18 protein-coding genes, 1 tRNA gene and 3 pseudogenes are annotated in these 22,406 nt (G+C 69.8%); 15 read left to right on the top strand and 7 right to left on the bottom strand.

The genetic code is table 11. The features are described 5' to 3' along the window. The first annotated feature begins 77 nt into the window (after positions 1 to 77). The 6 genes from ACZ4VL_RS19865 to ACZ4VL_RS19840 are packed head-to-tail and all read left to right on the top strand — an operon-like array spanning position 78 to position 6,068. The gene (locus tag ACZ4VL_RS19865; protein WP_468201404.1) at positions 78 to 1,103 is read left to right on the top strand and encodes an amidohydrolase family protein; all 1,026 of its coding nucleotides are present in this window, start codon (positions 78 to 80) and stop codon (positions 1,101 to 1,103) included. Positions 1,104 to 1,120: 17 nt separating this feature from the next. Then, positions 1,121 to 1,813 (top strand): 4-carboxy-4-hydroxy-2-oxoadipate aldolase/oxaloacetate decarboxylase, encoded by a 693-nt coding sequence (gene ligK / locus ACZ4VL_RS19860; protein WP_468201402.1) that lies wholly within the window; start codon positions 1,121 to 1,123, stop codon positions 1,811 to 1,813. Beyond that, positions 1,813 to 2,733: an amidohydrolase family protein gene (locus tag ACZ4VL_RS19855; RefSeq protein WP_468201470.1), complete on the top strand. Its 921-nt coding sequence runs from the start codon at positions 1,813 to 1,815 to the stop codon at positions 2,731 to 2,733. Before ligK ends, ACZ4VL_RS19855 begins: the two co-directional genes overlap by 1 nt. 26 nt (positions 2,734 to 2,759) lie before the next feature. Continuing rightward, entirely contained in the window at positions 2,760 to 4,067 is a 1,308-nt protein-coding gene (gene ligA / locus ACZ4VL_RS19850) for a protocatechuate 4,5-dioxygenase subunit alpha (RefSeq protein WP_468201400.1), read from the top strand. Position 4,068: 1 nt separating this feature from the next. Further along, entirely contained in the window at positions 4,069 to 5,043 is a 975-nt protein-coding gene (locus tag ACZ4VL_RS19845) for a Gfo/Idh/MocA family oxidoreductase (protein WP_468201397.1), read from the top strand. Continuing rightward, positions 5,040 to 6,068: an aldo/keto reductase gene (locus ACZ4VL_RS19840; RefSeq protein WP_468201394.1), complete on the top strand. Its 1,029-nt coding sequence runs from the start codon at positions 5,040 to 5,042 to the stop codon at positions 6,066 to 6,068. The genes ACZ4VL_RS19845 and ACZ4VL_RS19840 overlap by 4 nt, the downstream gene beginning before the upstream one ends. Positions 6,069 to 6,234: 166 nt before the next feature. On the opposite strand, the gene ACZ4VL_RS19835 is transcribed toward ACZ4VL_RS19840, so the two are convergent. Next, positions 6,235 to 6,837: a CGNR zinc finger domain-containing protein gene (locus ACZ4VL_RS19835; RefSeq protein WP_468201391.1), complete on the bottom strand. Its 603-nt coding sequence runs from the start codon at positions 6,835 to 6,837 to the stop codon at positions 6,235 to 6,237. An 86-nt stretch (positions 6,838 to 6,923) separates the two neighbouring features. Between ACZ4VL_RS19835 and ACZ4VL_RS19830 the strand changes: the two genes are divergently transcribed. Beyond that, positions 6,924 to 7,694 (top strand): MBL fold metallo-hydrolase, encoded by a 771-nt coding sequence (locus tag ACZ4VL_RS19830; RefSeq protein ID WP_468201389.1) that lies wholly within the window; start codon positions 6,924 to 6,926, stop codon positions 7,692 to 7,694. Positions 7,695 to 8,753: 1,059 nt separating this feature from the next. After that, positions 8,754 to 9,191 (top strand): annotated as a pseudogene (locus tag ACZ4VL_RS19825) (transposase); the annotation flags it as partial. A 22-nt stretch (positions 9,192 to 9,213) separates the two neighbouring features. On the opposite strand, the gene ACZ4VL_RS19820 reads toward ACZ4VL_RS19825, so the two are convergent. Next, positions 9,214 to 10,131, bottom strand: a complete 918-nt coding sequence (locus tag ACZ4VL_RS19820; RefSeq protein WP_468201386.1) for a LysR family transcriptional regulator — start codon at positions 10,129 to 10,131, stop codon at positions 9,214 to 9,216. A 195-nt stretch (positions 10,132 to 10,326) separates the two neighbouring features. Between ACZ4VL_RS19820 and ACZ4VL_RS19815 the strand changes: the two genes are divergently transcribed. The 3 genes from ACZ4VL_RS19815 (at position 10,327) to ACZ4VL_RS19805 (ending at position 14,718) form a co-directional block, all read left to right on the top strand. Further along, positions 10,327 to 11,790 carry an APC family permease gene (locus ACZ4VL_RS19815; RefSeq protein ID WP_468201384.1) on the top strand — a complete coding sequence of 488 codons (1,464 nt, stop codon included), beginning with the start codon at positions 10,327 to 10,329 and terminating at the stop codon, positions 11,788 to 11,790. A 17-nt stretch (positions 11,791 to 11,807) separates the two neighbouring features. Next, positions 11,808 to 13,157, top strand: a complete 1,350-nt coding sequence (locus tag ACZ4VL_RS19810) for an aminotransferase family protein (protein ID WP_468201381.1) — start codon at positions 11,808 to 11,810, stop codon at positions 13,155 to 13,157. Between the two features lie 88 nt (positions 13,158 to 13,245). Further along, positions 13,246 to 14,718: a benzaldehyde dehydrogenase gene (locus ACZ4VL_RS19805; protein ID WP_468201378.1), complete on the top strand. Its 1,473-nt coding sequence runs from the start codon at positions 13,246 to 13,248 to the stop codon at positions 14,716 to 14,718. Between the two features lie 108 nt (positions 14,719 to 14,826). Here ACZ4VL_RS19805 and ACZ4VL_RS19800 read toward each other — a convergent pair whose 3' ends face one another. Next, complete coding sequence (locus ACZ4VL_RS19800; RefSeq protein WP_468201375.1) at positions 14,827 to 15,810, bottom strand: AraC-like ligand-binding domain-containing protein; 984 nt, start codon at positions 15,808 to 15,810, stop codon at positions 14,827 to 14,829. Between the two features lie 205 nt (positions 15,811 to 16,015). Here ACZ4VL_RS19800 and ACZ4VL_RS19795 point away from each other — a divergent pair, with 205 nt between their 5' ends. Then, on the top strand, positions 16,016 to 16,552 hold the full coding sequence (locus ACZ4VL_RS19795; protein ID WP_468201373.1) for an ATP-binding protein: 537 nt from the start codon (positions 16,016 to 16,018) through the stop codon (positions 16,550 to 16,552). Positions 16,553 to 16,573: 21 nt separating this feature from the next. Further along, positions 16,574 to 17,272, top strand: a pseudogene (locus ACZ4VL_RS19790) (IS701 family transposase); the annotation flags it as partial. Positions 17,273 to 17,447: 175 nt separating this feature from the next. Here ACZ4VL_RS19790 and ACZ4VL_RS19785 read toward each other — a convergent pair. From ACZ4VL_RS19785 to ACZ4VL_RS19770, 4 genes and pseudogenes are all read right to left on the bottom strand, one after another. Continuing rightward, on the bottom strand, positions 17,448 to 17,882 hold the full coding sequence (locus ACZ4VL_RS19785; RefSeq protein ID WP_468201371.1) for a hypothetical protein: 435 nt from the start codon (positions 17,880 to 17,882) through the stop codon (positions 17,448 to 17,450). Between the two features lie 159 nt (positions 17,883 to 18,041). After that, a pseudogene (locus tag ACZ4VL_RS19780) lies at positions 18,042 to 18,374 on the bottom strand (transposase); the annotation flags it as partial. A gap of 147 nt (positions 18,375 to 18,521) precedes the next feature. Then, positions 18,522 to 18,827 carry a transposase gene (locus ACZ4VL_RS19775; protein ID WP_468201368.1) on the bottom strand — a complete coding sequence of 102 codons (306 nt, stop codon included), beginning with the start codon at positions 18,825 to 18,827 and terminating at the stop codon, positions 18,522 to 18,524. 257 nt (positions 18,828 to 19,084) lie between these two features. Next, a complete protein-coding gene (locus ACZ4VL_RS19770; RefSeq protein WP_468201365.1) occupies positions 19,085 to 19,978 on the bottom strand; it encodes a PhzF family phenazine biosynthesis isomerase in 894 nt (297 codons plus the stop codon). A gap of 95 nt (positions 19,979 to 20,073) precedes the next feature. Between ACZ4VL_RS19770 and ACZ4VL_RS19765 the strand changes: the two genes are divergently transcribed. Then, a complete protein-coding gene (locus tag ACZ4VL_RS19765) occupies positions 20,074 to 20,985 on the top strand; it encodes a LysR family transcriptional regulator (protein ID WP_468201362.1) in 912 nt (303 codons plus the stop codon). Positions 20,986 to 22,307: 1,322 nt separating this feature from the next. Further along, positions 22,308 to 22,400, top strand: a tRNA-Leu gene (locus ACZ4VL_RS19760). The last annotated feature ends 6 nt before the right edge of the window (positions 22,401 to 22,406 follow it).

Raw genomic sequence — 22,406 nt, 5'->3', positions numbered from 1 at the left:
CGTCCGGCCGGCGGGCGGCGACGCCACGTTGACGACACTCCCGAGAACCGACCCGGACGACCACCAGGAGAGAACCCGTGATCATCGACTGCCACGGTCACTTCACCACCGCGCCGCCGCAGCTGGCGCAGTGGCGGGACCAGCAGGTCGCGGCGGCCGGCTGCCCCGAGGACGCGCCCGACCCCGACGCCCTGGTCATCACCGACGACGACCTGCGCAAGGCGATCGAGGGCAACCAGCTGCGGCTCATGGACGAGCGCGGCAGCGACCTGACGATCTTCTCCCCGCGGGCCAGCTTCATGGCCCACCACATCGGCGACTTCGCCGTCTCCTCGATGTGGGCGCGGATCTGCAACGACCTGGTCCACCGCGTCAGCACGCTCTACCCCGCCCGCTTCGCGATGGGCGCGATGCTGCCGCAGTCCCCGGGTGTCGATCCCGTCACCTGCCTGCCCGAGATGCGCCGGGCCGTCGAGGAGCTCGGCGCAGTGACGATCAACCTCAACCCCGATCCGTCGGGCGGCAAGTGGACCGCGCCGCCGCTGACCGACCGCAGCTGGTACCCGATCTACGAGGCGATGGCCGAATACGACATCCCCGCCATGATCCACGTCAGCACGTCGTGCAACCCGGCCTTCCACACCACCGGCGCCCACTACCTCAACGCCGACACCACGGCGTTCATGCAGCTGATCCAGGGGGACCTGTTCGCCGACTTCCCGACGCTGCGGTTCGTGATCCCGCACGGCGGCGGCACGGTGCCCTACCACTGGGGCCGGTTCCGCGGCCTGGCGATGGCGCTCGGCAGGCCGGACCCCGAGTCGCTGCTGGACAACGTCTTCTTCGACACCTGCGTCTACCACCAGCCCGGCATCGACCTGCTCACCCGGGTGATCCCCAGCCGGTCCGTCCTGTTCGGCAGCGAGATGATCGGCGCGGTGCGCGACATCGACCCGCGCACCGGCCACTACTTCGACGACACGAAGCGGTACGTCGAGGCCACCTCACACCTCTCCGACGAGGGGCGCTCCGCCGTCTACTCCGGCAACGCCCTGCGCGTCTACCCCCGCCTCGCCACCCGCCTCACCGCGGTCGGCCGCTGACCCCAGGAGAAGAGAGCATGGAACACACCGAGATCGGCGTCGTCCACACTTCGATCAGCCGTGCCGACCCCGAGGCCGTCACCGCGCTGTCGGCGTTCGGCGTGGCGACGATCCACGAGGCCATGGGCCGGGTGGGGCTCATGCGCCCCTACCTCCGTCCCGTCTACCCGAAGGCCCGTCTGTGCGGCACGGCGGTCACCGTCCTGCTGCAGCCCGGCGACAACTGGATGCTCCACGTCGCTGCAGAGCAGATCCGGGAGGGCGACGTCGTGGTCGCGGCCTGCACGACCGAGAGCGAGGACGGCTTCTTCGGTGACCTGCTCGCCACATCGTTCCGCGCCCGGGGATGCCAAGGACTGGTCATCGACGGCGGCGTGCGCGACGTGGCCGACCTGGAGCGGATGGACTTCCCCGTCTTCTCTCGCGCGGTCAACGCGAAGGGCACGGTCAAGGCGACCCTCGGCTCGGTCAACGTGCCGGTGGTCTGTGCCAACGCCCTGGTCCGGCCGGGCGACGTCGTCGTGGCGGACAGTGACGGCGTCGTCGTGGTGCCGCATGAGCGGGCCGCCCGGGTCGCCAAGGCGTCGGCCGAGCGCGAAGCCGGCGAGGAGGGCAAACGCGCACGGTTCCGCGCGGGCGAGCTCGGCCTGGACATGTACGGCATGCGCGGCCCGCTGGCCGGGCTCGGACTGCGCTACGAGGACCGATGATGGCGACGGCCTTCGAGAAGACCCCCGGCTGGCTGGACTGGTACGCCGGTTCGAGCCGGCCGCGGTTCCGGGTACCCGAGGGCGCCGTCGACGCGCACTGCCACGTCTTCGGCCCCGGTGCGGAGTTCCCCTTCGCCCCCGAGCGCAAGTACACCCCCTGCGACGCATCCGCGGAGCAGCTCTTCGAGTTGCGCGACCACCTGGGCTTCACCCGCAACGTCCTGGTCCAGGCGACCTGCCACGGCGCCGACAACCGTGCCATGGTCGACGCCCTGCGGACCTCCGGTGGCCTGGCCCGGGGCGTGGCGACGGTGCGACCCTGGATTTCGGACGCGGAGGTGCGAGAGCTGCACGAGGCCGGCGTCCGGGGCGTGCGGTTCAACTTCGTCAAGCGGCTCGTCGACGCGGCGCCACGGCAGGACCTGTGGGACGTCGTCAAGCGGATCGAACCGTACGGCTGGCACGTCGTCGTCTACTTCGAAGCGGCCGACCTCGCCGACCTGCGCGAGTTCTTCCTCTCGATCCCTGTGCCGCTGGTCATCGACCACATGGGCAGGCCCGACGCCGCCAAGGACCCGCACGGCCCGGAGTTCGAGGAGTTCCTGGACTTCATGCGGGCAAGGCCTGACATCTGGTGCAAGGTGACCTGTCCGGAGCGGCTGTCGATGAGCGGTCCACCGGCCCGTGACGGTGAGCAGGAGGCCTACCGCGACGTCGTCCCCTTCGCCCGGCGCGTGGTCGAGGAGTTCCCCGACCGGGTGCTGTGGGGCACCGACTGGCCGCACCCGAACCTCACCGACCACATGCCCGACGACGGCCTGCTCGTCGACTTCATACCGCACATCGCACCGACGCCCGACCTGCGGCGCAAGCTCCTCATCGACAATCCGATGCGCCTGTACTGGGCCGACGCCGACTGACCCACCACACGAATTGGAGCCCCGCGATGTCGCTGGACAAGACCTACACACTGGTTCCGGGGACGACCATCTTCGATGCCGAAAAGTCCTCCAAGGGATACCACCTCAACCAGTTCTGCATGTCGCTCATGACGGCGGAGAACCGCGAACTCTATCTCGCCGACGAGCACGCGTACCTGGACGCATGGCCTCTGCGGGAGGAACAGAAGCAAGCGCTGCTCGACCGCGACCTCAACGCCGCGATGCACGAGGGCGGCAACATCTACTTCCTCGCCAAGTGGGGCGCGACGCTGGGGCTGTCGTTCCAGCAAATGGCGGGCTCGATGACCGGCATGACCGAGCAGGAGTACCGCGACATGATGCTCGGCGGCGGCCGCTCCGTCGAGGGCAACCGGATCGACCACGCCGTTCTCGAGGCGGCCTACGCCGACTCGGCGGCGCCGGCCGAGCACGCCACGATCACCGGCGCCGTCTTCACCTCGCACGTACCGGCGATCGGCGCGGCGATGGACCACCACAAGACCGACGAACCCTACTGGCAACCGGTCTTCGAGGGCTACGAGTTCTCCAGGCAGTGGGAGGCCGCACACCTCCCGGACGTGATCTTCCTGGTCTACAACGACCACGCCACCTCGTTCGACCTGACACTGATCCCGACCTTCGTACTCGGCACCGGCGCGGCCTACGCCACTGCCGACGAGGGCTACGGGCCCCGGCCGGTACCGGGCATCGAGAGTGACCCCGACCTGGCCGCGCACATCGCGCACTCGCTCATCAGGGATGACTTCGACCTCACCCTCGTCAATGAGATGGCCGTCGACCACGGTCTCACCGTCCCGCTGTCACTGATGTTCGGGGCCGTCGAGAAGTGGCCGTGCAGGGTGATCCCGTTCCACGTCAACGTGGTGCAGTACCCCGTGCCCTCGGGCGCCCGGTGCTTCAAGCTCGGTCAGGCGCTGCGCAAGGCGATCGAGTCCTATGACAAGCCGTTGAGGGTACAGGTGTGGGGTACCGGTGGCATGAGCCACCAGCTGCAGGGCCCGCGCGCCGGCCTCATCAACCGGGAGTGGGACAACGCCTTCCTGGACAAGTTGGTCGCGGACCCGGTCGGCCTGTCCCGGGTTCCGCACCTGGAGTACGTCGAGGAGGCGGGCTCAGAAGGCATCGAGCTGGTGATGTGGCTGATTGCACGCGGGGCGATGAGCGACATCGACGGGTCCGGGGAGGTTGAGGTCAAGCACCGCTTCTACCACGTGCCGGCGTCCAACACCGCCGTCGGACATCTGATCCTGGAGAACCACTCGCGGGCGAACGTGCCCGCCGTGAAGGAGTGACATGACTGACGAGCAGACCGTTCGTATCGCCCTCGCCGGGGGCGGTGCCTTCGGTGCCAAGCACGCGGCCGCGCTCAGGCGGATCGAGGGCGTGGAGATGACCGCTGTCGTAAGCGGCACCCTTGAGAGGGCCCAGAGGTTCGCCGAGGAGCAGGGCGCGGGCCGCGGCGTCGCCACCCTGGAGGAGGTGCTGGCGATGGACGACGTCGACGCCGTCATCCTCGCCACGCCAACGCCGATGCACGCCGCACAGACACTGGCCTGTCTCGATGCGGGCAAGCACGTCCAGGTCGAGATCCCGTTGGCCGCGTCGCTGGAGGACGCCGAAGCGTGCCTGGCGGCACAGCGGCGCACCGGGCTCGTGGCGATGGTGGGGCATACGCGGCGCTTCAACCCCAGCCACCAGTGGGTGCGGCAGCGGATCCGGGCCGGGGAGTACCGCATCCAGCAGATGGACGTGCAGACGTACTTCTTCCGTCGCACGAACCTCAACGCCCTTGGTCAGCAGCGCACCTGGACCGACCACCTGCTGTGGCACCACGCCGCACACACGGTTGACCTGTTCGCATTCCAGACCGGGTCGCCGATCGTGCAGGCCAACGCCATCCAGGGTCCGATCCACCCCGAGCTGGGCATCGCGATGGACATGTCGATCCAGCTGCGCGCGGAGAACGGTGCCATCTGCACCCTGTCGCTGTCGTTCAACAACGACGGGCCGCTCGGTTCGTTCTTCCGCTACATCGGCGACACCGGCACGTACCTCGCGCGGTACGACGACCTGGTCACCGGTAAGGACGAGCCGATCGACGTGAGCGGCGTCGACGTCTCGATGGACGGCATCGAGTTGCAGGACCGCGAGTTCGTCGCGGCCATCCGCGAGGGTCGCGAGCCGAACGCCTCCATCTCCCAGGTGCTGCCCTGCTACCGGACGCTGGCGGCCCTCGAGGAGCAGCTCGCCGTGGCCGCGGGCTCGTGACCACGGCTCCGAAGGCAGGCTCGGGACGCGCTCTGCGCCGGATCGGGCCGTTCGAGGTCCCGGCGGTCGGACTCGGTTGTATGAACCTGAGCCATGCGTATGGCGTCCCGCCGGCGCCCGAGGCTGCCGAGCAGCTGCTCCTGACGGCTCTGGAGGAGGGCGTCGCGCTCTTCGACACCGCCGCGCTCTACGGCTTCGGCGCCAACGAGGAGCTGCTCGGCCGCGTGCTCGCCGGCCACCGGGACCGGATCGTGCTGGCCAGCAAGTGCGGGATGACCGGTGCTGGCGGCCGGCGCGTCATCGACGGCCGGCCCGAGACCATCCGGCGTACCGCTGACGATGCGCTGGCCCGGCTGCGCACCGACGTCATCGATCTCTACTACCTGCACCGGGTCGACCGGCAGGTCCCGGTCGAGGAAAGCATCGGGGCGATGGCAGAACTCGTCGGGGCCGGGAAGGTACGCGCGATCGGGCTCTCCGAGACCTCCGCCGGGATGCTGCGCCGGGCCCACGCCGTGCATCCGATCGCCGCACTACAGAACGAGTACAGCCTCTGGTCGCGCAACCCCGAGCAGGGCACCCTGGCGGCGGCCCGCGAGCTCGGCGTCGCGCTGGTGGCGTTCAGCCCGCTTGCCCGCGGCTTCCTCACCTCCAGGCCTCCGGACCTCCGCAGTCTCCCGGACGGTGACATCCGCCGAGGCATGCCCCGCTTCGACACCCGCCACTACCCCGCCAATCTGGTGTTGCGGAGCGAGCTGGAGCAGATCGCCGAGGACGCTGGCCTCACCCTCCCGCAGTTGGCCCTGGCCTGGGTCGTCTCCCGCGGCTCCCATGTCATCGCCATCCCCGGGACCCGTTCGGTGGTCCACTTGCGGGAGAACCTGTCCGCACTCGACCTCGACGTACCGGGCGAGACCATCGACGCGGCAGGGCGGGTGCTGAACGCCGCGACCGTACACGGGGCCCGCTACAACGAGGCCACCCTCGCCGAGATCGACACCGAGCGCTGCGGGCGAGCAGGCTGAAACAGGACCGGGGAATCGGACCGACTGCAGGACTGGCAGTACCGTGCGCCGGCCGGCCTTCGCACCGGAACCTGCGCCCCGCACCTCAGCCTCGTTCGCCGCGATCCCCTCGTAAGCGTCAGCAGCTGCGCGAGTCTCGGTCAGCCCGACCCGAGCTGCTCACCCGTCACCGTGAGGCGCCTCCGTGCCGAGCGCGGGCAGCACGGGCACGGTCGCCGCAACGAGTCGAGCACCAGTGGCGGCGGCCATGGGTCCGGAGCAGGAAGCGGTCGCACGGCGTGGAGCCGCACTCCGCGAGAAGCTCGGACTCCGCCCCTGTGAGAAGGTCCGCGGTGCCGGCGGCGAGTGTTGCCAGCGCATGGTCCACGGCCTGGTTGGTGGGGTGTGCCCGGACCCGGCGCGGGCCGGTCGTCGGATCCCAGGCGAGCAGCGGGGCCGAAGGGACCCGCATCAGAGCATCGTTGACCGCCTCCAGGGAAGCCGCCGGAGGCGTCGCGCCCTGGACGCGGGCACCGAGCAGCGCCCTCACGTGTCCGCGCAGCGTGCGCAGCCGCTCCGCGCACACCTCGTACAGCTGGACCTCGGGCGGGGTCAGGCTGTGAACGGCCAGCCAGTGCATGGCGGACTCAGGGGCGGCCAAGAGGTCGTAGCCCTGACCACCGGGCAGCGAGACGACGCTGTCCGCGAAGTCGAGGGCGGGGTGCCGCTCAGCGCCCGGCGCTGGCGGCAGGACAGGTGCGGTGATGTCGGCGGTCGCGGGTTCCCTCATGGCTCTCATGGTATCGCTTGCGTTTTTCCGTGACGCATCCTAGCCTGCCATCACGGAAAAACCTCTAGATATCCGTGAGGCGTGATATGAGCAAGTCCGACACCGGCACCCCACGAGTACCCGTCCGCCCCCTCGGAGGGCCGACCGCCCTGATCGAGTACGGCGGCCTGCGCCTGCTCGTGGATCCCACCTTCGACTCCCCCGGCGACTACCCCCTGGGCCCGGGCCTGGTGCTGACCAAGACGGCACCCGCCTCGGTCGCCCCGGCCGAGCTCGGCCGCATCGACGCAGTGCTGCTCTCCCACGATCAGCACCCCGACAACCTCGACACCTCGGGCCGGGCCCTCCTGGCTCATGTCCCTCTCACCCTCACCACCCCGAGCGGCGCCGACCGTCTCGGCGGCACCGCCCGCGGTCTCGCGGCGTGGGAGACGACCGAGCTGGAGCGCCCGACGGGCGGCACGGTGACGGTGACGGCCGCGCCGGCCCTGCACGGTCCTGAGGGAGCCGAGGAGATCTCCGGTGAGGTGACCGGCTTCATCCTGACCGGCGCCGGCCTGCCCACCGTGTACGTCAGCGGGGACAACGCCTCCATCGATCTGGTACGGCTGATCGCCGAAGAGGTCGGCCCCGTGGATACCGCCGTTCTCTTCGCAGGCGCCGCCCGGACGCCGTTCTTCGACGGTGCCCCCGTGACGCTCGACAGTGCCGGGGCCGCCGAGGCCGGCCGGATCCTGGGCGCCCGCCACATCGTTCCCGTCCACTACGACAGCTGGGGCCATTTCACCGAGGGGCGCGACGAGCTGGTCGCCGCCTTCACCGCCGCCGGGCTGATCGAACGGGTCCAATTCGGCTGATGCAGGAGGGGCCGGGCGCTCCGCCGCCCGGCCCACGGCCTCGGCAGGAGCAGCTCCGTTCCCGCACGACCAGACAGGACACTGCACCCTCGTCAGCACCGCACAGCGCGTCGGCACACCGCGGCCGACGCGCTGTGCGCTGCGGTCGACTCGTCCGACCGGCCGACCGGCGCGGTTCCGCGCGCCACTGGGTGGCTGAACACCACTCCACGCCCGGCGTCCCCCCTGCTGCTCGCGCACCTCGTCGGCAAGACCGGGCTCGGCACAGGCGGTGTGATACTGCCCAACCACCCGCCACTCGTCGTCGCCGAGCTGCTCCGCTTCCTCGACGACGGCTTCGCTCGGGACCGGCGCCGCTACCAGAACGGTTGGTGCAGCGCGCCCATGCCGTCCCCTGCGGCCCGGCACGGGGATCGACTCAACGACGCACCGAGCCCGGGGCGGAGCGTCCCGATGCTGCGGACGACGGGAAGAACGCCCGCCGACAGGCCCACTTCTCGTCTCGTGCAATGCTGCACACGTTCACCGGTCGCCCGTTCGACAGGCCGCTACCAGTGCCGGCGAGATCATCCTTCCCCGAGCCGACCCCCCTGCCCGCCGCACCGCTCGACCGCACACGTCGCCGACGCATGCGACCATGCCCGCCGACGCAGCGGCCGGGTCTCCTTGAGACACCGGCCCGCACCCGTGCGGCGGGCGCAGGGGGTCCGCCGATCCGCGCATGCCCGTCGGCCGCAACGGCCCCGTACTCAGAGGCCCGCGACATCGGCCACCGCGGTGGGCGCGACCAGTTGCGCAGCGCGCGTCCCTGTGGACCGCACCACCTCGATCCAAGCGTCTCGTGCACCTGGGCGCCCACCAGTTCTCGTCCTGCGGCAGCGACAGGCCGGCTGCCGTGGTGATGTCACCTGGCCGGACTCAGCGTCCGGCCGCTTACAGGTGACCGGTCTGCGAAACGTGGACGCGCGCCGACGGCACCGACAGGCGAGACCCCGACGATGCGACCACCCTCGGGTGCGAAGCGCAGGACTGCGGCGGATCGCCGACCCCTATCCGGCCGAGGCGAAGACCGACGCCCCGAGACCCGCGTGATCGCGGACGCGGCCACACCGTGCCCCACACTTCGAGCAGTTGGGACGGGCCTACGAGACCGCCGCCCAGCTGACCGTCCGGACCTGCTGCGACCAAGGCCTCCCCGTCGAGGCCACCCGCACCAGCAACCGGACACTCGTCCTGCCCACCCGGCGCCACCCCGGCCTCGGAGGCGTCCACGGCCCCCGACCGGACCACCGGGCCCTGCTGGGGGCCCACCCTCTTCCCCCGGTCCTGATCTCGATGCCCAGGTCGCCGTCAGGACCGCCGCAGTCCTGCTGGTCGCCGTCGGCGACAGCTTCCCCTCGGCCGCCCACCCCGCCGCCTACGCCGGGCTCGCCCCACGACCAAGTCGTCCGGCACCACGATCCCCGGCGAACACGCACACGGGGCGGAAACCGGCAGCACTTTTTCTGAGCGCCGCCGCTCAAGCGGCCCGGACAGCTCCGGGCACCTGGGCGAGGTGTGCCTCGACCGCTCGCTCGACCGCCGTGCCGAAGGCCTGTACGTGCGGCCGCCGATCACGGCGTCGGGTCGCGGCGGCGACTGTGCTCGGCGCAGCGTCCGGCATCGGGATGTAGGCGACCCCGGAGTGCCGGAAAAGACGGGCGGCCGTCTGGGGAAAGGTGTCCACCGCTCCGATACACGAGATCGCCATCAGGCTCTCCCCCACCGACCGAACCCGGGTCGCGACCCTCCCCTCCTCGCCCCGGCGGTCATCGCACGTCCAGTACGACGCCCAGCCGGCCGGCGCCCGGATGTCTGCGGCGGCGAACGGCTCGTCGAGTAGATCGTCGACGGAGATGGCCTGCGCTTCCGCCAGCGGATGGGCACACGGGACCGCTGCGACCCTGGGCTCGGAAAAGATCGGCCGCAACGCGATCCGGTCGTCTTCGAAGGGGCCGCGCACGATGGCCACGTCAACCTCGTCGGACGCGAGCTTGTCGATCTGGTCGACCATCGTCAACTCCGTGAACTCCAGGAGCACGTCAGGCCGCAACTCACGATAGACAGAGAGGATGACCGGCGTCAGCTCGCCCGCAGCCTCCGCGAACGTGCCGACCCGGAGGACTTCCTGACGCGAGGAGGCGAACGCACGTGCCTCCGCGGCGGCGTCGGCCAGCTGCGCGAGCATGCGCTCGGCACGCTCCACGAACACCACGCCGGCCGGCGTCAGGGCCACATGCTGGGGGCTGCGGTCGAAGAGCCGGACACCGAGCTCACGCTCCAGGCGGGCCACGTGCCCGCTGAACGCCGACTGCGCGATGTGTTCCGACTGCGCGGCTCGGCCGAAATGCATCGTCTCCGCCAGACGGACCACGTAGCGGAGCTGGCGTACTTCCACGGGGGCTCCCTTCACCCGGCGACGCCCGCGCACCGCACCGCCGACCCGACTCAGAGGCACATCTGACCTGGGCGTTCTCGCTACACGATTGTCCGTTCGCGAAGTCGTCGTTGTCCAGGGTTCACGAGCTGCTCATAGTCGTCAGCACCGCCCGCCACCACCCCTGGTGCCGGGCATTCCGAGAGAGGCGGTGCGATGAGTACCGAGAATTCCGGCCAGCTCAAGCAGTCGGCCGTGGGCACGTCTGACATCGTCTTCTTCGTGGTGGCCGCCGCAGCGCCGCTGGGCGCCACCCTGGGTGCCGGGCCCGTGGCCTTCGCCGCCAACGGTGTCGGTGCACCCGGCATGTTCCTGGTGGCGAGTGTCGTCCTGCTGCTCTTCGCTGTCGGTTACGCCACGATGAGCCGGCACATCACGAGCGCCGGCGGTTTCACGGCCTACATCACCGCAGGACTCGGCAGCCGCGCCGGCCACGCGTCCGCAGGCATCGCCCTGCTCGCGTACAACTGCATGCTGCTGGGCCTGCTGGGCCAGTTCGGCGTCTTCGCACGCGACCTGCTCGCCCAGTGGGGCTGGCACGCTTCCTGGCAGGCGCTGGCCCTCGGCGCCCTGGTCCTTGTCGGAGTGCTGGGCTACCTGGAGATCAACCTGTCTGCCAAGGTGCTGGGCATTCTCATGATCGCCGAAGTGCTGATCCTCGTAGTCTTCGACACCGTCGTCCTGGGCCAGGGCGGCTCCGGCGGACTGAACACCGACGCCTTCACCCCCAGCCACATGATCTCCGGCACGCCGGGAATCGCACTTCTGTTCGCATTCACCTGCTTCGTCGGCTTCGAAGCCACGACGATCTACGGTGAGGAGGCTCGTGATCCGCGGCGTACGGTCCCACGCGCCACCTACATCGCCATCATCCTGATCGGCGTCTTCTACACGCTCACCACATGGGCGATCGGCCTGGCCCATGGTGCGGATGTCGGAAAGGCGGCGGCCGAGGACCCGGTCAACTTCATCACCTCGGTGAACACATCCTTCGTGGGGAAGCTCTCCACCGACGTCATGCAGGTGCTCGTCGTCACGAGCGTGTTCGCGGTGCTGCTGGCCTTTCACAACACCTTGACCCGCTACATGTTCTCCCTCGCCCGCGGCGGTCTGCTGCCCGCCCGCCTGAGCCGTACCCACCACCGCTTCGGGAGCCCCCACGAGGCGAGCCTGACGCAGAGCATCCTCGCGGTCGTCGCCCTGGGTGCCTTCATCATCGGCGGCGCGGACCCGTTCACCCAGCTGTACGCGTGGCTGGTGGGGCTGGGCACGCTGGCCGTGCTCGTCCTGCAGGGGGCGACGGCCGTCTCGGTCATCGCCTTCTTCCGCCGCACAGCCGGGGGCGGCCCGCTCTGGCAGACCCTGATCGCTCCGCTGCTCGGTGCACTCGGCCTGGCTGCGGGGATCGCGCTCGCCATTGTCAACTTCGATGCCCTCACCGGGATCACCGGTGGTGCGGGGGCTCTGTTGCCCTGGACCATCCCCGCCGCCGGCGGCCTGGCACTCGCCGCGGCCGTCGCGTCCTCTCTGCGCGGACGGGCCGTGCAACTCGCCGCCCCCATCGCACCCTCGACCGCCACCACGGCGGCGGGATCCGCCGGAACCCCCTCCGCCACCTAGAAAGGACCGCGTTGACCATGGAGAATCTGCTGGAACTGGACCGTCGGCACGTCGTCCACCCGCACCTTCCCCTGGAAACCAGGAACCGCACGATCTTCGTTCGGGGTAAGGACTGCACCCTGTGGGACACCTCGGGCAGGGAGTACCTGGACGCGACGGGCGGCCTGTGGCTGGCCCAGATCGGCCACGGCAGGGACGAGATCGCCGACGCCGCCGCGGCCCAGATACGCCGCCTGGAGTACTTCACCACCTTCTGGGACTTCGCCCACGAGCGCTCCATCGAGCTTGCCGCGAAGCTGGCCGAGCTGTCGCCTGAGGGCCTCGACCACGTCTACTTCACCTCCGGCGGATCCGAGGGCAACGACGCTGCCATCAAGACGGCCCGCTACTACCACGCCCAGCGCGGCGCAGCGTCCCGCACCTGGATCCTGTCCCGGACGACGGCCTACCACGGCCTCGCGTACGGTGGCGGCACCGCGACCGGATTCGCCGAGATGAAGGCGGGCCAGGGCCCGCACCTCCCGCACGTCGCCCATCTCACCCCGCCCCACCCCTTCCGCACCTGGCTCTTCGACGGACAGGACCCGACCGACTTCTGCGTGGCCGAGCTCGAGGCCACCATCGAGCGGATCGGAGCCGAGAACATCGCGGCCATGATCGCAGAACCCATCATGGGCGTGGCCGGCATGGTGGTTCCGCCGGAGGACTACTGGCCTCGGATCAGAGCCGTCCTGCGACAGCACGGCATCCTGCTGATCCTCGACGAGGTCGTGACGGCGTTCGGGCGCGTCGGCCACTGGTTCGCCGCCGACCACTTCGGCGTCACCCCGGACATCATGGTCACCGCCAAGGGTCTGACCAGCGGCTACGCCCCCCTCGGCGCCGTCCTGCTCAGCCGAGAGGTCGGCGAGGCGGTCATGACGGGACACGGCTACCCCGTCGGCTACACCTACAGCGGCCACCCCGTCTCCTGCGCCGTGGCCCTCGCCAACCTGGAGATCATCGAACGCGAGAACCTCCTCGATGCGGCGCAGCGCACCGGCCGTCACCTCAGCACCGTGCTGCAGCCGCTGCGCGAGCTGCCCATCGTGGGCGAGATCCGCGGGAAAGGCATGGGCGTCGCCCTCGAATTGGTGACCGACAAGAAGACCCGCCACCCGCTGCCCGAGCCCGCTCCGGGGATCGCCGACATCATCCGCGACGAAACCGGGGTCATCGTCCGCGTCAGCAGCAGCCACAACCTCGTCTTCTCTCCACCGCTCGTCATGACCGAGGCCGAGGTGGACCGCGCGGTCGAGGCCGTCGCGAGCGTCCTGCGCCGGGTGAAGCCCGACGGCACGGTGGAAAGCGCCGCCTCCCGAAGCTGAGCAACCCGGCCGCCGCCGGACATCCCCATCGCCCCACCCCACTACCGGCCGGCAACGAACACGTCCCGGCCACTGGAGGACCAACACCGTGACCACCACAACCGAACGCCCCGCCACCGACTGGTCCGTGTGGCAGTCAAGCCCTCTCAACGCGGCGTCACGGGGCAACTCCGAGATCACCGTCACGGCCCCGGCCACAGGAAAGATCCTTACCACCCTGCCGGCCGCCACGTCCGCGGACGTCGACACCGCGGTCGCCAGGGCGACAGCGGCGCAGAAGGACTGGGCGGCACGCCCCTACGACCAGCGGGCCGCGATCCTCCGCAAGGCTGCCGCGCTGCTCGAAGCCGATCCCGACCGCGTCCTGAAGTGGCTGGTCCCCGAGTCGGGCTCAGGTATCGGCAAGGGCTCATTCGAGATATCCCTGCTGATCGGTGAACTCAACGAGTGCGCCGCGCTGGTCGCCCAGCCCTACGGCGAACTGCTGCGCTCGAACAGGCCGCGGCTTTCGGTGGCCCGGCGGATCCCGCTCGGCGTGGTCGGCGTGATCTCCCCGTTCAACTTTCCGGCGATCCTCTCGCTGCGGTCCGTGGCTCCCGCCCTCGCCGTCGGAAACGCCGTCGTCCTCAAGCCGGACCCGCGTACGCCGATCTCCGGCGGTCTGGCCCTGGCCGAACTGTTCGCCGAAGCCGGCCTCCCCGACGGCTTGTTGCACGTCCTGCCCGGTGGCGCCGATGTCGGAAAGGCCCTCGTCGCCCACCCCGGCGTCCCGTGTATCTCCTTCACCGGCTCCACGCCCGCCGGCCGCGCGATCGCCGCGGCCACCGGCCCCCTGTTGAAGAAGGTCCATCTGGAACTCGGCGGCAACAACGCCCTCCTGGTGCTGCCCGACGCCGACGTCGAGGCAGCGGCCTCGGCGGGAGCCTGGGGTTCTTTCCTGCACCAGGGGCAGATCTGCATGACGACCGGCCGACACATCGTCCACTCCTCCATCGCCGACGAATACACCACGCTCCTCGCCGAGAAGGCCGCCCGGATTCCGGTCGGCGACCCGACCGACCCCGCCAATGCCCTCGGCCCCCTCATCGACGAGAACCAGCGCGACAAGGTGCACTCGATCGTCACCGCCAGTGTCGAACAGGGCGCCCGGCTCGTTGCCGGAGGTCACTACGACGGCCTCTACTACCAGCCCACGGTCCTCGCGGACGTCACCACCGAGAGTCCCGCCGTCCGCGAGGAGATCTTCGGCCCGGTCGCCCCGGTGCTCACGTACGAGACGATCGAGGAAGCCATCGAACTCGTCAACAGCAGCGAGTACGGCCTCAGCGTCGGCATCCTCACGAGCAACGCCTTCGCCGCCTTCGAGCTGGCGGACCGTATCGATTCGGGCATGGTCCACATCAACGACCAGACCGTTGACGACGAGCCGACCATCCCCTTCGGCGGAATCAAGGCCTCCGGCTCCGGCGGTCAATTCGGTGGCACCAAGGCCAATCTGGAGTCCTTCTGTGAGACCCAGTGGGTAACGGTCCAGTCTTCGATCCAGCGCTACCCCTTCTGACCAACCGGCCTCCACCAACCCGGACGCAGCCACAACACCGACCAGGGGGCCGTGACCACGTTGTGGTCACGGCCCCCTGGCCACGCCCGGCTGCCGCTGCGGGCAGCGCTACGTGCCGGTGCCGATTTCACCGCTTCCCCCGCCGGTCCTGCCGAATTCCCGCCACTCGCGCGGGCTCATGCCGTACGCCGCGCGGAACGAGCGGCTGAAGTGGGCAGGGTCGACGAATCCCCAACGGTGGGCCACGAACGCGATCGTGACGGCTGCGCGGCCCTGCCTGCCCAATTCGTGCCTGGCCTCTTCCAGCCGGCGCTGCTGGATCCACTTGTGCACGCTGGTCCCCTCGCGCTCGAAGAGCTTGTGCAGGTAGCGCACCGAGATGTGGTGAGTACGGGCGATCGCCTCCGGGGAGAGGCCCTGGTCGGGGAGGTGCTGATTGATGCAGGCGTGAATCTGCAGCGTGAGCGACAGCTGGTCGCTCTCTGGGGCGGGCGCCCGCCCCCCGCTCCGCTCAGCAGCCAGGCTCTCCAGCAGACACACGGCACTGGCGGCCAGCCGCGCGCTGCCGTCCTCTCCGAGCGGTCCGGTCCCATCAGCGAGGTGGTCGAGGAACGGGATGACGAGTGGCCCCAGCCCTTCGTCGCCGCGAACGGCTTCAGCGCTCATCTTGCGCAGGTCGGCTTCAGGGAGGCTGAAGAGCTGGCGGGGCAGCATGAAGACCTTCAGCTCGACCGGTTCCCGGAAACCGAGCATGTAGGGACGGGTCGTGTCGTAGAAGGCAAGATCCCCCGGGTGCAGCAGGGCCTGCCGTCCGTCCTGCTCTACCACGGCTTGCCCCTTGCAGAGCAAGCCCACGTGCACGGTTTCCTCACCCGAGGTGATGAGCCGGGCGCTCCGGGTGACGCGATGGGGATCCGCCTCGATCGTGGACATCCGCAGATTCCCCAACTGGTGGCTGGTGAGGGACGCGGAGAACGGGCCGGCGCTGGGAGTCGCGACTTCGAGGGGGACGATCGTGGCGCAGACCACGTCGTGCCAGAAGGCGAGCTGCTCGCCTGTCGGCAACGCGCGTGTCGACCACCCATCGCTCACACGTTCATGGTATTCCACCGAGGCTGAGCAGCACGGCTGCCGACCGGGCGCACAGCACCCGCCGCCGCCACTGAGCAGAGTGTGCATTTCCAGTCAAGGTGTGGTGCAGCGCCATCCAAGATCGGCCGCAGAACAGCCCTAGCGTCTCTGACAGGACATACCACCCGCCCCAAAACGGAGCCAGACCCGCGAAGGTGCGAAAGCCATGACTGTGAAGACGCCAACACCGAATCGAAGCGCCCGCACTGCACAGGTCGCCGGCTCTCCCACCGTCCTGGATGTCCCCGCCTCCGGCCATGACGCGGAGGTAGTGTTCAGGACTCCGGCCGATCTTGGATGCATACACCGTGTCCGGAAGCTCGTCGTGCAGGCCGCCCGGAGGTGGTGGGTGCTGAGCGAGGAGTCGCTGGGCGAACTGGAGCTGTGCACCGGAGAGGTCGTCGCCAATGCCGTGGAGCACACCGGGTCCGCGAGCCTGGTCCGCGTGTCGGCGACCGGGTCCAGGATAAGGGTCGAGGTCGTCGATACTCACCCGGAACTGCCCAGGCCCGGCGCGCCTGACTCGGACGGCGAGTCGGGGCGTGGCTTGTTCCTCGTCGACGCTCTCGCAGCCGAGTGGGGCGCTCACCCGACCGGCGACGGGAAGACCGTTTGGTTCGAGTTCACTGCGGACCTCCGACCGACGGTGGGCGCACTGCGGCAGGACGATCGCCACGCGGTGGGACAACGGGCCGCCGCATGAGGACACCCTGCCGGGTGCACCCTCGCGGCGACGATCGTCCGCAGGGCGCTGGCCTCGCCGCTGCCGATCGCCCGGGTCACGGCGGACGCCGCTTATGGACAGGACAACCGCTTCCGCCGGATGCTGGAAACATCCGGCGTCGGCTATGTCCTGGCCGGCCCAAAGTCCCAGTTCTCCCTGGCCGGCCCACGCATCGACAGGGCCTTCGAGCAGGCCCCCGACCAGGCGTGGGAACGCCGTTCCTGCGGCGCGGGCGCGAAGGGGCAGCGTGAATACGGCTGGGCGGCCGTCCCGTTGCGCCCGGTGGCCGAGTACGACCACCAGGACGGCGTGCTGATCCGCAGGCGGTGGGCGCCGGCACGGCGCAGCCTGCGCCGGCCGGCCGCGATCGCCTACTACCTCGGATACGCACCGTTGGATGTCGGAGTGGATGAACTGGTGCGGGTCGCCGGCGCGCGGTGGGCGATCGAGGAATGCTTCCAGGCGGCGAAGAACGAGTGCGGCCTGGACGAGTACGAAGTCCGCCGCTACGTCAGCTGGTACCGACACATCACCCTGGCCATGCCCGCCCACACGTTCCTCGCGGCGATGAGCGCGCGAGCAGCCAAAAAAGGGGACCCACCGGTGAGGCCGCAGTGGACATCGAGCTCACCGTGGCGCAAAGGCGGCGACTCCTGGCAGCTCACGCACCCAGAGACGTCACCCGCACCGAGGCGTTGAGCTGGTCGCACTGGCGACGACGACGCCAAGCGGTGGCCCGCCGCTGCCACTACCGCCGTCGTGGCCACTCCGTCGAGGGGTGTGCGGGCAGAAGCAGTCCGTGACGGCATACTGCCCGCTACCCTCCCACCGCTCGACGTTTCCCCAGGTCAAGCCACGAAGTACTGCTGGAGTACTAGTCCAGGTCGCCCTCGGGGAAGTCGGTGCGGAAGCCGTCGTCGATGTCGACGTTGCGGTGGTCGGGGTCGATATCGAGGCTCTTGAGGAAGAGGTAGTCGTCGGGGTCGGCGGCGAAGTCGTCGTCGATGTTGACGTCGGGGTCCTCGCCGATCGCGGCCTTGCGGTCGGCGGGGCTGATGTAGATCTCGCCGTCGGGGTCGATGGCCTTGGAGCGTTTCCGGGGCGCGCTGTCGCCGCCCCCGGTGCCGCCGGTGCTGTTGGGGGTGTCCTGGGGGGAGGGGTCGTGGTCGTCGTTGTGAGGGGCCTGAGTGACGATGTGCTGTGGAGCGGTGGGTGCGGCCATCGCGGTGGCAGGGAGGGCCACGCCGCCGATCAGCGTTACGGATGCTGCTGCGAGCACGATATGACGGTTCCAGGTCCTGTTGTTCATCGGAGTTCTCCGCGGAATACTGGTGGGTTCGGCCTTCATGGTTCGGGGTTTCCCCCAGTGGGGTCTGCTTCCAATGAACCCGTCCGCGAGGCTGCCGTCATGCCACTGCTATCCGTGGCTTGACAGCCCGCCGTCCGCCCTTAGGGCGGCTCCTGCGGATCACTTCGCTGACCCGATGAAGATGGCGGCGAGGTGGAGTCCGGCGAGGTAGATGGTGGCGGTCTTGTCGTAGCGGGTGGCCAGGCCGCGCCATTGCTTGAGTTTGTTGATGCAGCGCTCGACGGTGTTCCGTTGCTCGTAGGCCTCGCGATCGAAGGCGGGCGGGCGTCCGCCGCGGCGGCCGAGCCGCTTGCGGTTGGCAGTCTGGTCGGCCGGTTGCGGGATCACCGCTCGGATTCCGCGGCGCCGCAGATGGCGGCGGATCGCCCGCGACGACCTGGGGGGCTCCGTAGGTGCCGTCGGAGTCCTGGTGGACCTTGCGTATCCGGGCCGCGAGCCCGGCCTCGGCGATCTGCCGGGCCGCCCGCGCGGCCGCGGTGCGGCGCCAGTAGTAGAAACTCGAGCGAGAGATACCCGGCATCGAACACAACCGCGTGACGCCGAACCGGCGCTGGTGATCTTCAACGAGCTGGCAGCGGTTCACCGGCGCGTCTCCCCGGCGAAATACCGGGCCGCCTTGCGGAGGATGTCGCGCTCTTCCTCCAGCTCCCGGATCCTCTTCCGTGCTGCGGCCAGCTCCACCTGAACGTCGTCACCGCCGGCCTGGGCTGCGGCCCGCGGCGCGGAGTGGGCGCCGGGACGACGCCCGTCGGCGGCCCGGATCCAGTTCCGCAGTGTCTCGGTGTTCACCCCGAGATCGGTAGCGACCGACTTGACCGTCGCTCCCGGCCTCGACCGGTACAACGCGACCGCGTCCGCCTTGAACTCGGCGGGGTAGTGCTTCATCCCCACGGGGACTCCGTTCTCCTGGACCATCAAGATCCAAGTCTCTCCGGTGTCCAAAATCCGGGGTCAAGGCCCGAGGCCGGCTTGCCCCGGCCATCCACCATGCCGGAGTCCACGTCGCCGCCATCGTCGTCCGGCCGGCGAAGTGATCCGAAAGAACTGCCCAGGCGCGGGAACTGACGGTCGGATGCAGAGCGTACTGCGTACCTCAATTCCGTGCGGCGTGAATGACGTTGCGTGCGGCGCCACCGGTTCGCTCAGGCCTCGTCCCCGCTGGTGCTCGCGCTTGCGTTCACGATTGCCACCGCCTGTCCGCTCACTCGCACGCGCGGGTCCGCGGTGGAGGCCTCGACCCGGAGCAGGCTGGGTCGGCCGAGGTCCTCCCCCTGGCGGATGGTGAAGGCACCGGCGGGAGGGAGGGCGCCGACGACTCGCAGGTAGCCGCCGAGGGCGGCGGCCGCGGCGCCGGTGGCCGGATCCTCGACGACACCGCCGATCGGAAAGGGGTCGCGGGCGTGGAAGAGGTCCTGGGCTTCGCGCCAAACCAACTGGAGCGTGGTCCAGCCGTGCTGGTGCATCACCTCGGCCAGGGCGTCGAAGTCGTAGTCGAGGGCCGCCAGACGCTCGCGGGTGGCCACGGCCAGGACCAGGTGCTCGTTTCCACCGAAGGCGACGTGCGGCGGCAATACCGGGTCGAGGTCCTCCGAGGTCCAGTGCAGGGCCGCGAGGGAGGCGTGCACCTCCACTTCGCTCGCCGGTCGGGAGCCCGTGGGAACACTGGTGAGCGTCGCCGTAACGGAGCCTCTGGGCGCTGCCGAAGTATCCACGGCGATCTCGCCCACCGGTGTGTCGAAGACGAGCGGGCCGGGGCCGATCCGCTCGGCCAGGGCCACCGCGGTGGCGACGGTCGCGTGACCGCAGAAGGCGACCTCCGCGAGCGGGCTGAAGTAGCGCAGCCGGAACCGGCGCGCCGCCTGGTCCGCGGCGGTGACGAACGCGGTCTCCGAGTAGCCCACCTCGCCGGCGGTCGCGAGCATGGTGGCATCGTCCAGTGCGGCGGCGTCGAGCACGACGCCGGCCGGGTTGCCGCCAGCGGGGTCGGTGGTGAAGGCGGTGTAGCGCAGGGTCTCGGGGCGTGTCTTCAGGTTCATGCCCCTACCGTGGCAGCCCACAGGCATCTGGACAAACGATGGATCCCGATACCAGCCATCGCATTCCCCGATGATGGAGGGCTATGGTCAGCGGCATGGACACCCGACTCCTGCGCACCTTCGCCACCGTCGCCCGGACCGAGAACCTCACCGCCGCCGCGGAGCGCCTACACCTCGTCCAGTCCACCGTGACCGCCCAGGTGCAAGCGCTGGAGAAGGAACTCGACCTGCGCCTGTTCGACCGGCTGCCCCGCGGGGTGGTGCTCACCGGCGCCGGGCGCGAGGTGCTGGCGCAGGCCGAGGCGGTGTTGGAGGCCGAGTCCCGGCTGCGGACGGTCGCTGCCTCGGCCGGTGGCGCGGGCGGTCGGGTGACCGGGCGCGTGATCCTCTCGGCCGGCGAGACGCTTGTGTCGGCGCGGCTGCCGGAAGTCATCGCCGCACTGCGGCGCAACCACCCCGGGATCGAAGTGGACCTGCGCACGATGGGAACCGCAGCCGCCGTGGCCGCGCTCCGCACCGGCGAGCTGGACCTGGCCCTGCTGCTGGAGGACGAGGCGAGCTTCCGCGACATCGAGTGCACGCCGCTGGCCCGTGAGCCGCTGGTGCTGGTCTGCTCCCCCGAGCACCCCGCCGCCGCCCGCAGCACCACCGACTCGCCCACCGACTGGGCGGAGCTGGCCCGCGAGGACTACTTCCTGCACGAGCAGGGCTGCTCGTACAGCGACCGCTTCGTCGAGCGGCTGCTCGCTGCCGCACAAGGCACCTCGCCCCGGATCACACGCTTCGGCAGTCTGGAGGCCGCTAGGTCCTGCGTGGCCGCGGGCCTCGGCCTCAGCCTGCTGGCCCGCGCCAATGTCGCGGACGCACTCGCAGCGGGCCGCCTGACACACGTGCCCGGCCCGCAGTTCCCCGACGTCACTGTCCAACTGGCCCGCTACCGCCGGCGCTGGCTCTCCCCTGCGGCAGCCGCGCTCACCACGGAGCTGCCGCACCATTTCCCGCACTGAACGCAGTTGCAGCCCGGGGAGCCGCCGACGGCGACTTTGGCTCCGCATTCTCCTGGCCGTCGGCGAGGCCGAAGACTCGGCGCAGCGCGGCCGGGGGCAGGAAGGCCGACCCGCCGGTACACGACGATCTCGTCCGTCTTGACTTCACCGCGACCGGCCCGAACCGGCTGTTGCTCGCCGGCATCACCGAACCTGCCGCCGGCGACGGCAAGCGTACCGCTGCGCCATCAGGACGTCTTCGGCAACAGGATCGGTGGGCTACTCGATCGACGCGCGGATGCAGTCCCGCCTGGCCGTCACCGCTCTGGACAACCCCGTGGCCGGCAGCGCCGGCTCACCGCGGCGAAGGGATCCTCCATCCCACCGAGACCGCCACACGCCGGCCGCGTTCGCAGCCGAGGCTCCTCCACAGGCCCCGCTTGGGCCGGGTCCGAGGAGGTGGCGGCGATGGGTACGACCGCCGGCGCACCCCGCACGGCCACGACCGCCTGGCCCCCACGGCAGCCACCGTTGCGGGTCAGCCGCGGGTGCACCGGGCTTCCAGCTGTTGCGTCGCCTGGCGGAACACATGGTCGATGTGGCTTCGCGCCGAAGCATCCCGCCGCCTCGCCGACAACCTCAAGAACGAGTGAACACCCGATTACCCAACACCTTCTTACGCGCATGCTCGGCCGATCACTGGGTCAGCCCCGCAGTTCCCCGAGCCACTGATGGTGAGACCGTGTAGACCTTCCCGTTGGCCCGGAGGGTTTCGGCCGGGTCGCCGGGGCGGCCTCGCAGGACGGCGTCCAAGAAGGAGAGGGTGGCTCCGACGACGACGCATCGTGCAGTGGCGCAACAGTTCTCCGACCAAGGCGGACCCGACCAAGCGCACGGAGGCACGGCCCCAGCTCCGCCTCACAGGTCAAGTTGGTCGCACCAGGGTGAGACGTCGTCGTGTGCCCGCCTCTCGTGAGGGCGGGCTTCCCGCCTGTTGGCCGGGCAGGGGTAACACCCAGGAGGGTTGACCTGAACTGTTTCGCTGGTTTCTCGCAGGTAGTCGGAGCCGATCACCGAGTCCTCGCTGTGGGTCGCTGAGGGGTCTTGCCGGAGGGTGACTGCTTGGAAGCAGCTGGGCGTCTCGCCATGCGGAAGACCCAGCCCATAGCGGAAGTACAAAAGCCGGCTGCTGCGCCTGGGACCCGTCCTCTCGCCCGACGCGAGAGGCGCGGGCCGCGGGGTCGCAAGGGGCTCGGCCCAGGAGCTACGGTTGATTCATAGGAGAAATCGGAACCCTTCCCCTGCTTCCCAAGCTTCGGCAGGGTTACGCTCTCCGGCCGAAAGCGTTCTTAGCTCAGAGGCAGAGCCTGCAAAGCTCTCGGTAGAGCACCGTGCTCAGGACACGGGTGTCATCGGTTCAATTCCGATAGGACGCCGCGGGC

This window comes from Streptomyces sp. NPDC029014 (genome assembly GCF_055564695.1).
The sequence above is the reverse complement of the archived record's forward strand: the minus strand, read 5'-3'. Positions and strand labels throughout refer to the sequence as shown.

What these genes read in the sequence shown, in the direction of transcription:
- ACZ4VL_RS19810 (WP_468201381.1), top strand. Translation starts at nt 11,808, where the DNA reads ATGGAGAATCTGCTGGAACTGGACCGTCGGCACGTCGTCCACCCGCAC.
- ACZ4VL_RS19855 (WP_468201470.1), top strand. Translation starts at nt 1,813, where the DNA reads ATGGCGACGGCCTTCGAGAAGACCCCCGGCTGGCTGGACTGGTACGCC.
- ACZ4VL_RS19815 (WP_468201384.1), top strand. Translation starts at nt 10,327, where the DNA reads ATGAGTACCGAGAATTCCGGCCAGCTCAAGCAGTCGGCCGTGGGCACG.
- ACZ4VL_RS19835 (WP_468201391.1), bottom strand. Translation starts at nt 6,837, where the DNA reads ATGAGGGAACCCGCGACCGCCGACATCACCGCACCTGTCCTGCCGCCA.
- ACZ4VL_RS19785 (WP_468201371.1), bottom strand. Translation starts at nt 17,882, where the DNA reads ATGAACAACAGGACCTGGAACCGTCATATCGTGCTCGCAGCAGCATCC.
- ACZ4VL_RS19775 (WP_468201368.1), bottom strand. Translation starts at nt 18,827, where the DNA reads ATGAAGCACTACCCCGCCGAGTTCAAGGCGGACGCGGTCGCGTTGTAC.
- ligA (WP_468201400.1), top strand. Translation starts at nt 2,760, where the DNA reads ATGTCGCTGGACAAGACCTACACACTGGTTCCGGGGACGACCATCTTC.
- ACZ4VL_RS19795 (WP_468201373.1), top strand. Translation starts at nt 16,016, where the DNA reads ATGACTGTGAAGACGCCAACACCGAATCGAAGCGCCCGCACTGCACAG.
- ACZ4VL_RS19830 (WP_468201389.1), top strand. Translation starts at nt 6,924, where the DNA reads ATGAGCAAGTCCGACACCGGCACCCCACGAGTACCCGTCCGCCCCCTC.
- ACZ4VL_RS19770 (WP_468201365.1), bottom strand. Translation starts at nt 19,978, where the DNA reads ATGAACCTGAAGACACGCCCCGAGACCCTGCGCTACACCGCCTTCACC.
- ACZ4VL_RS19845 (WP_468201397.1), top strand. Translation starts at nt 4,069, where the DNA reads ATGACTGACGAGCAGACCGTTCGTATCGCCCTCGCCGGGGGCGGTGCC.
- ligK (WP_468201402.1), top strand. Translation starts at nt 1,121, where the DNA reads ATGGAACACACCGAGATCGGCGTCGTCCACACTTCGATCAGCCGTGCC.
- ACZ4VL_RS19765 (WP_468201362.1), top strand. Translation starts at nt 20,074, where the DNA reads ATGGACACCCGACTCCTGCGCACCTTCGCCACCGTCGCCCGGACCGAG.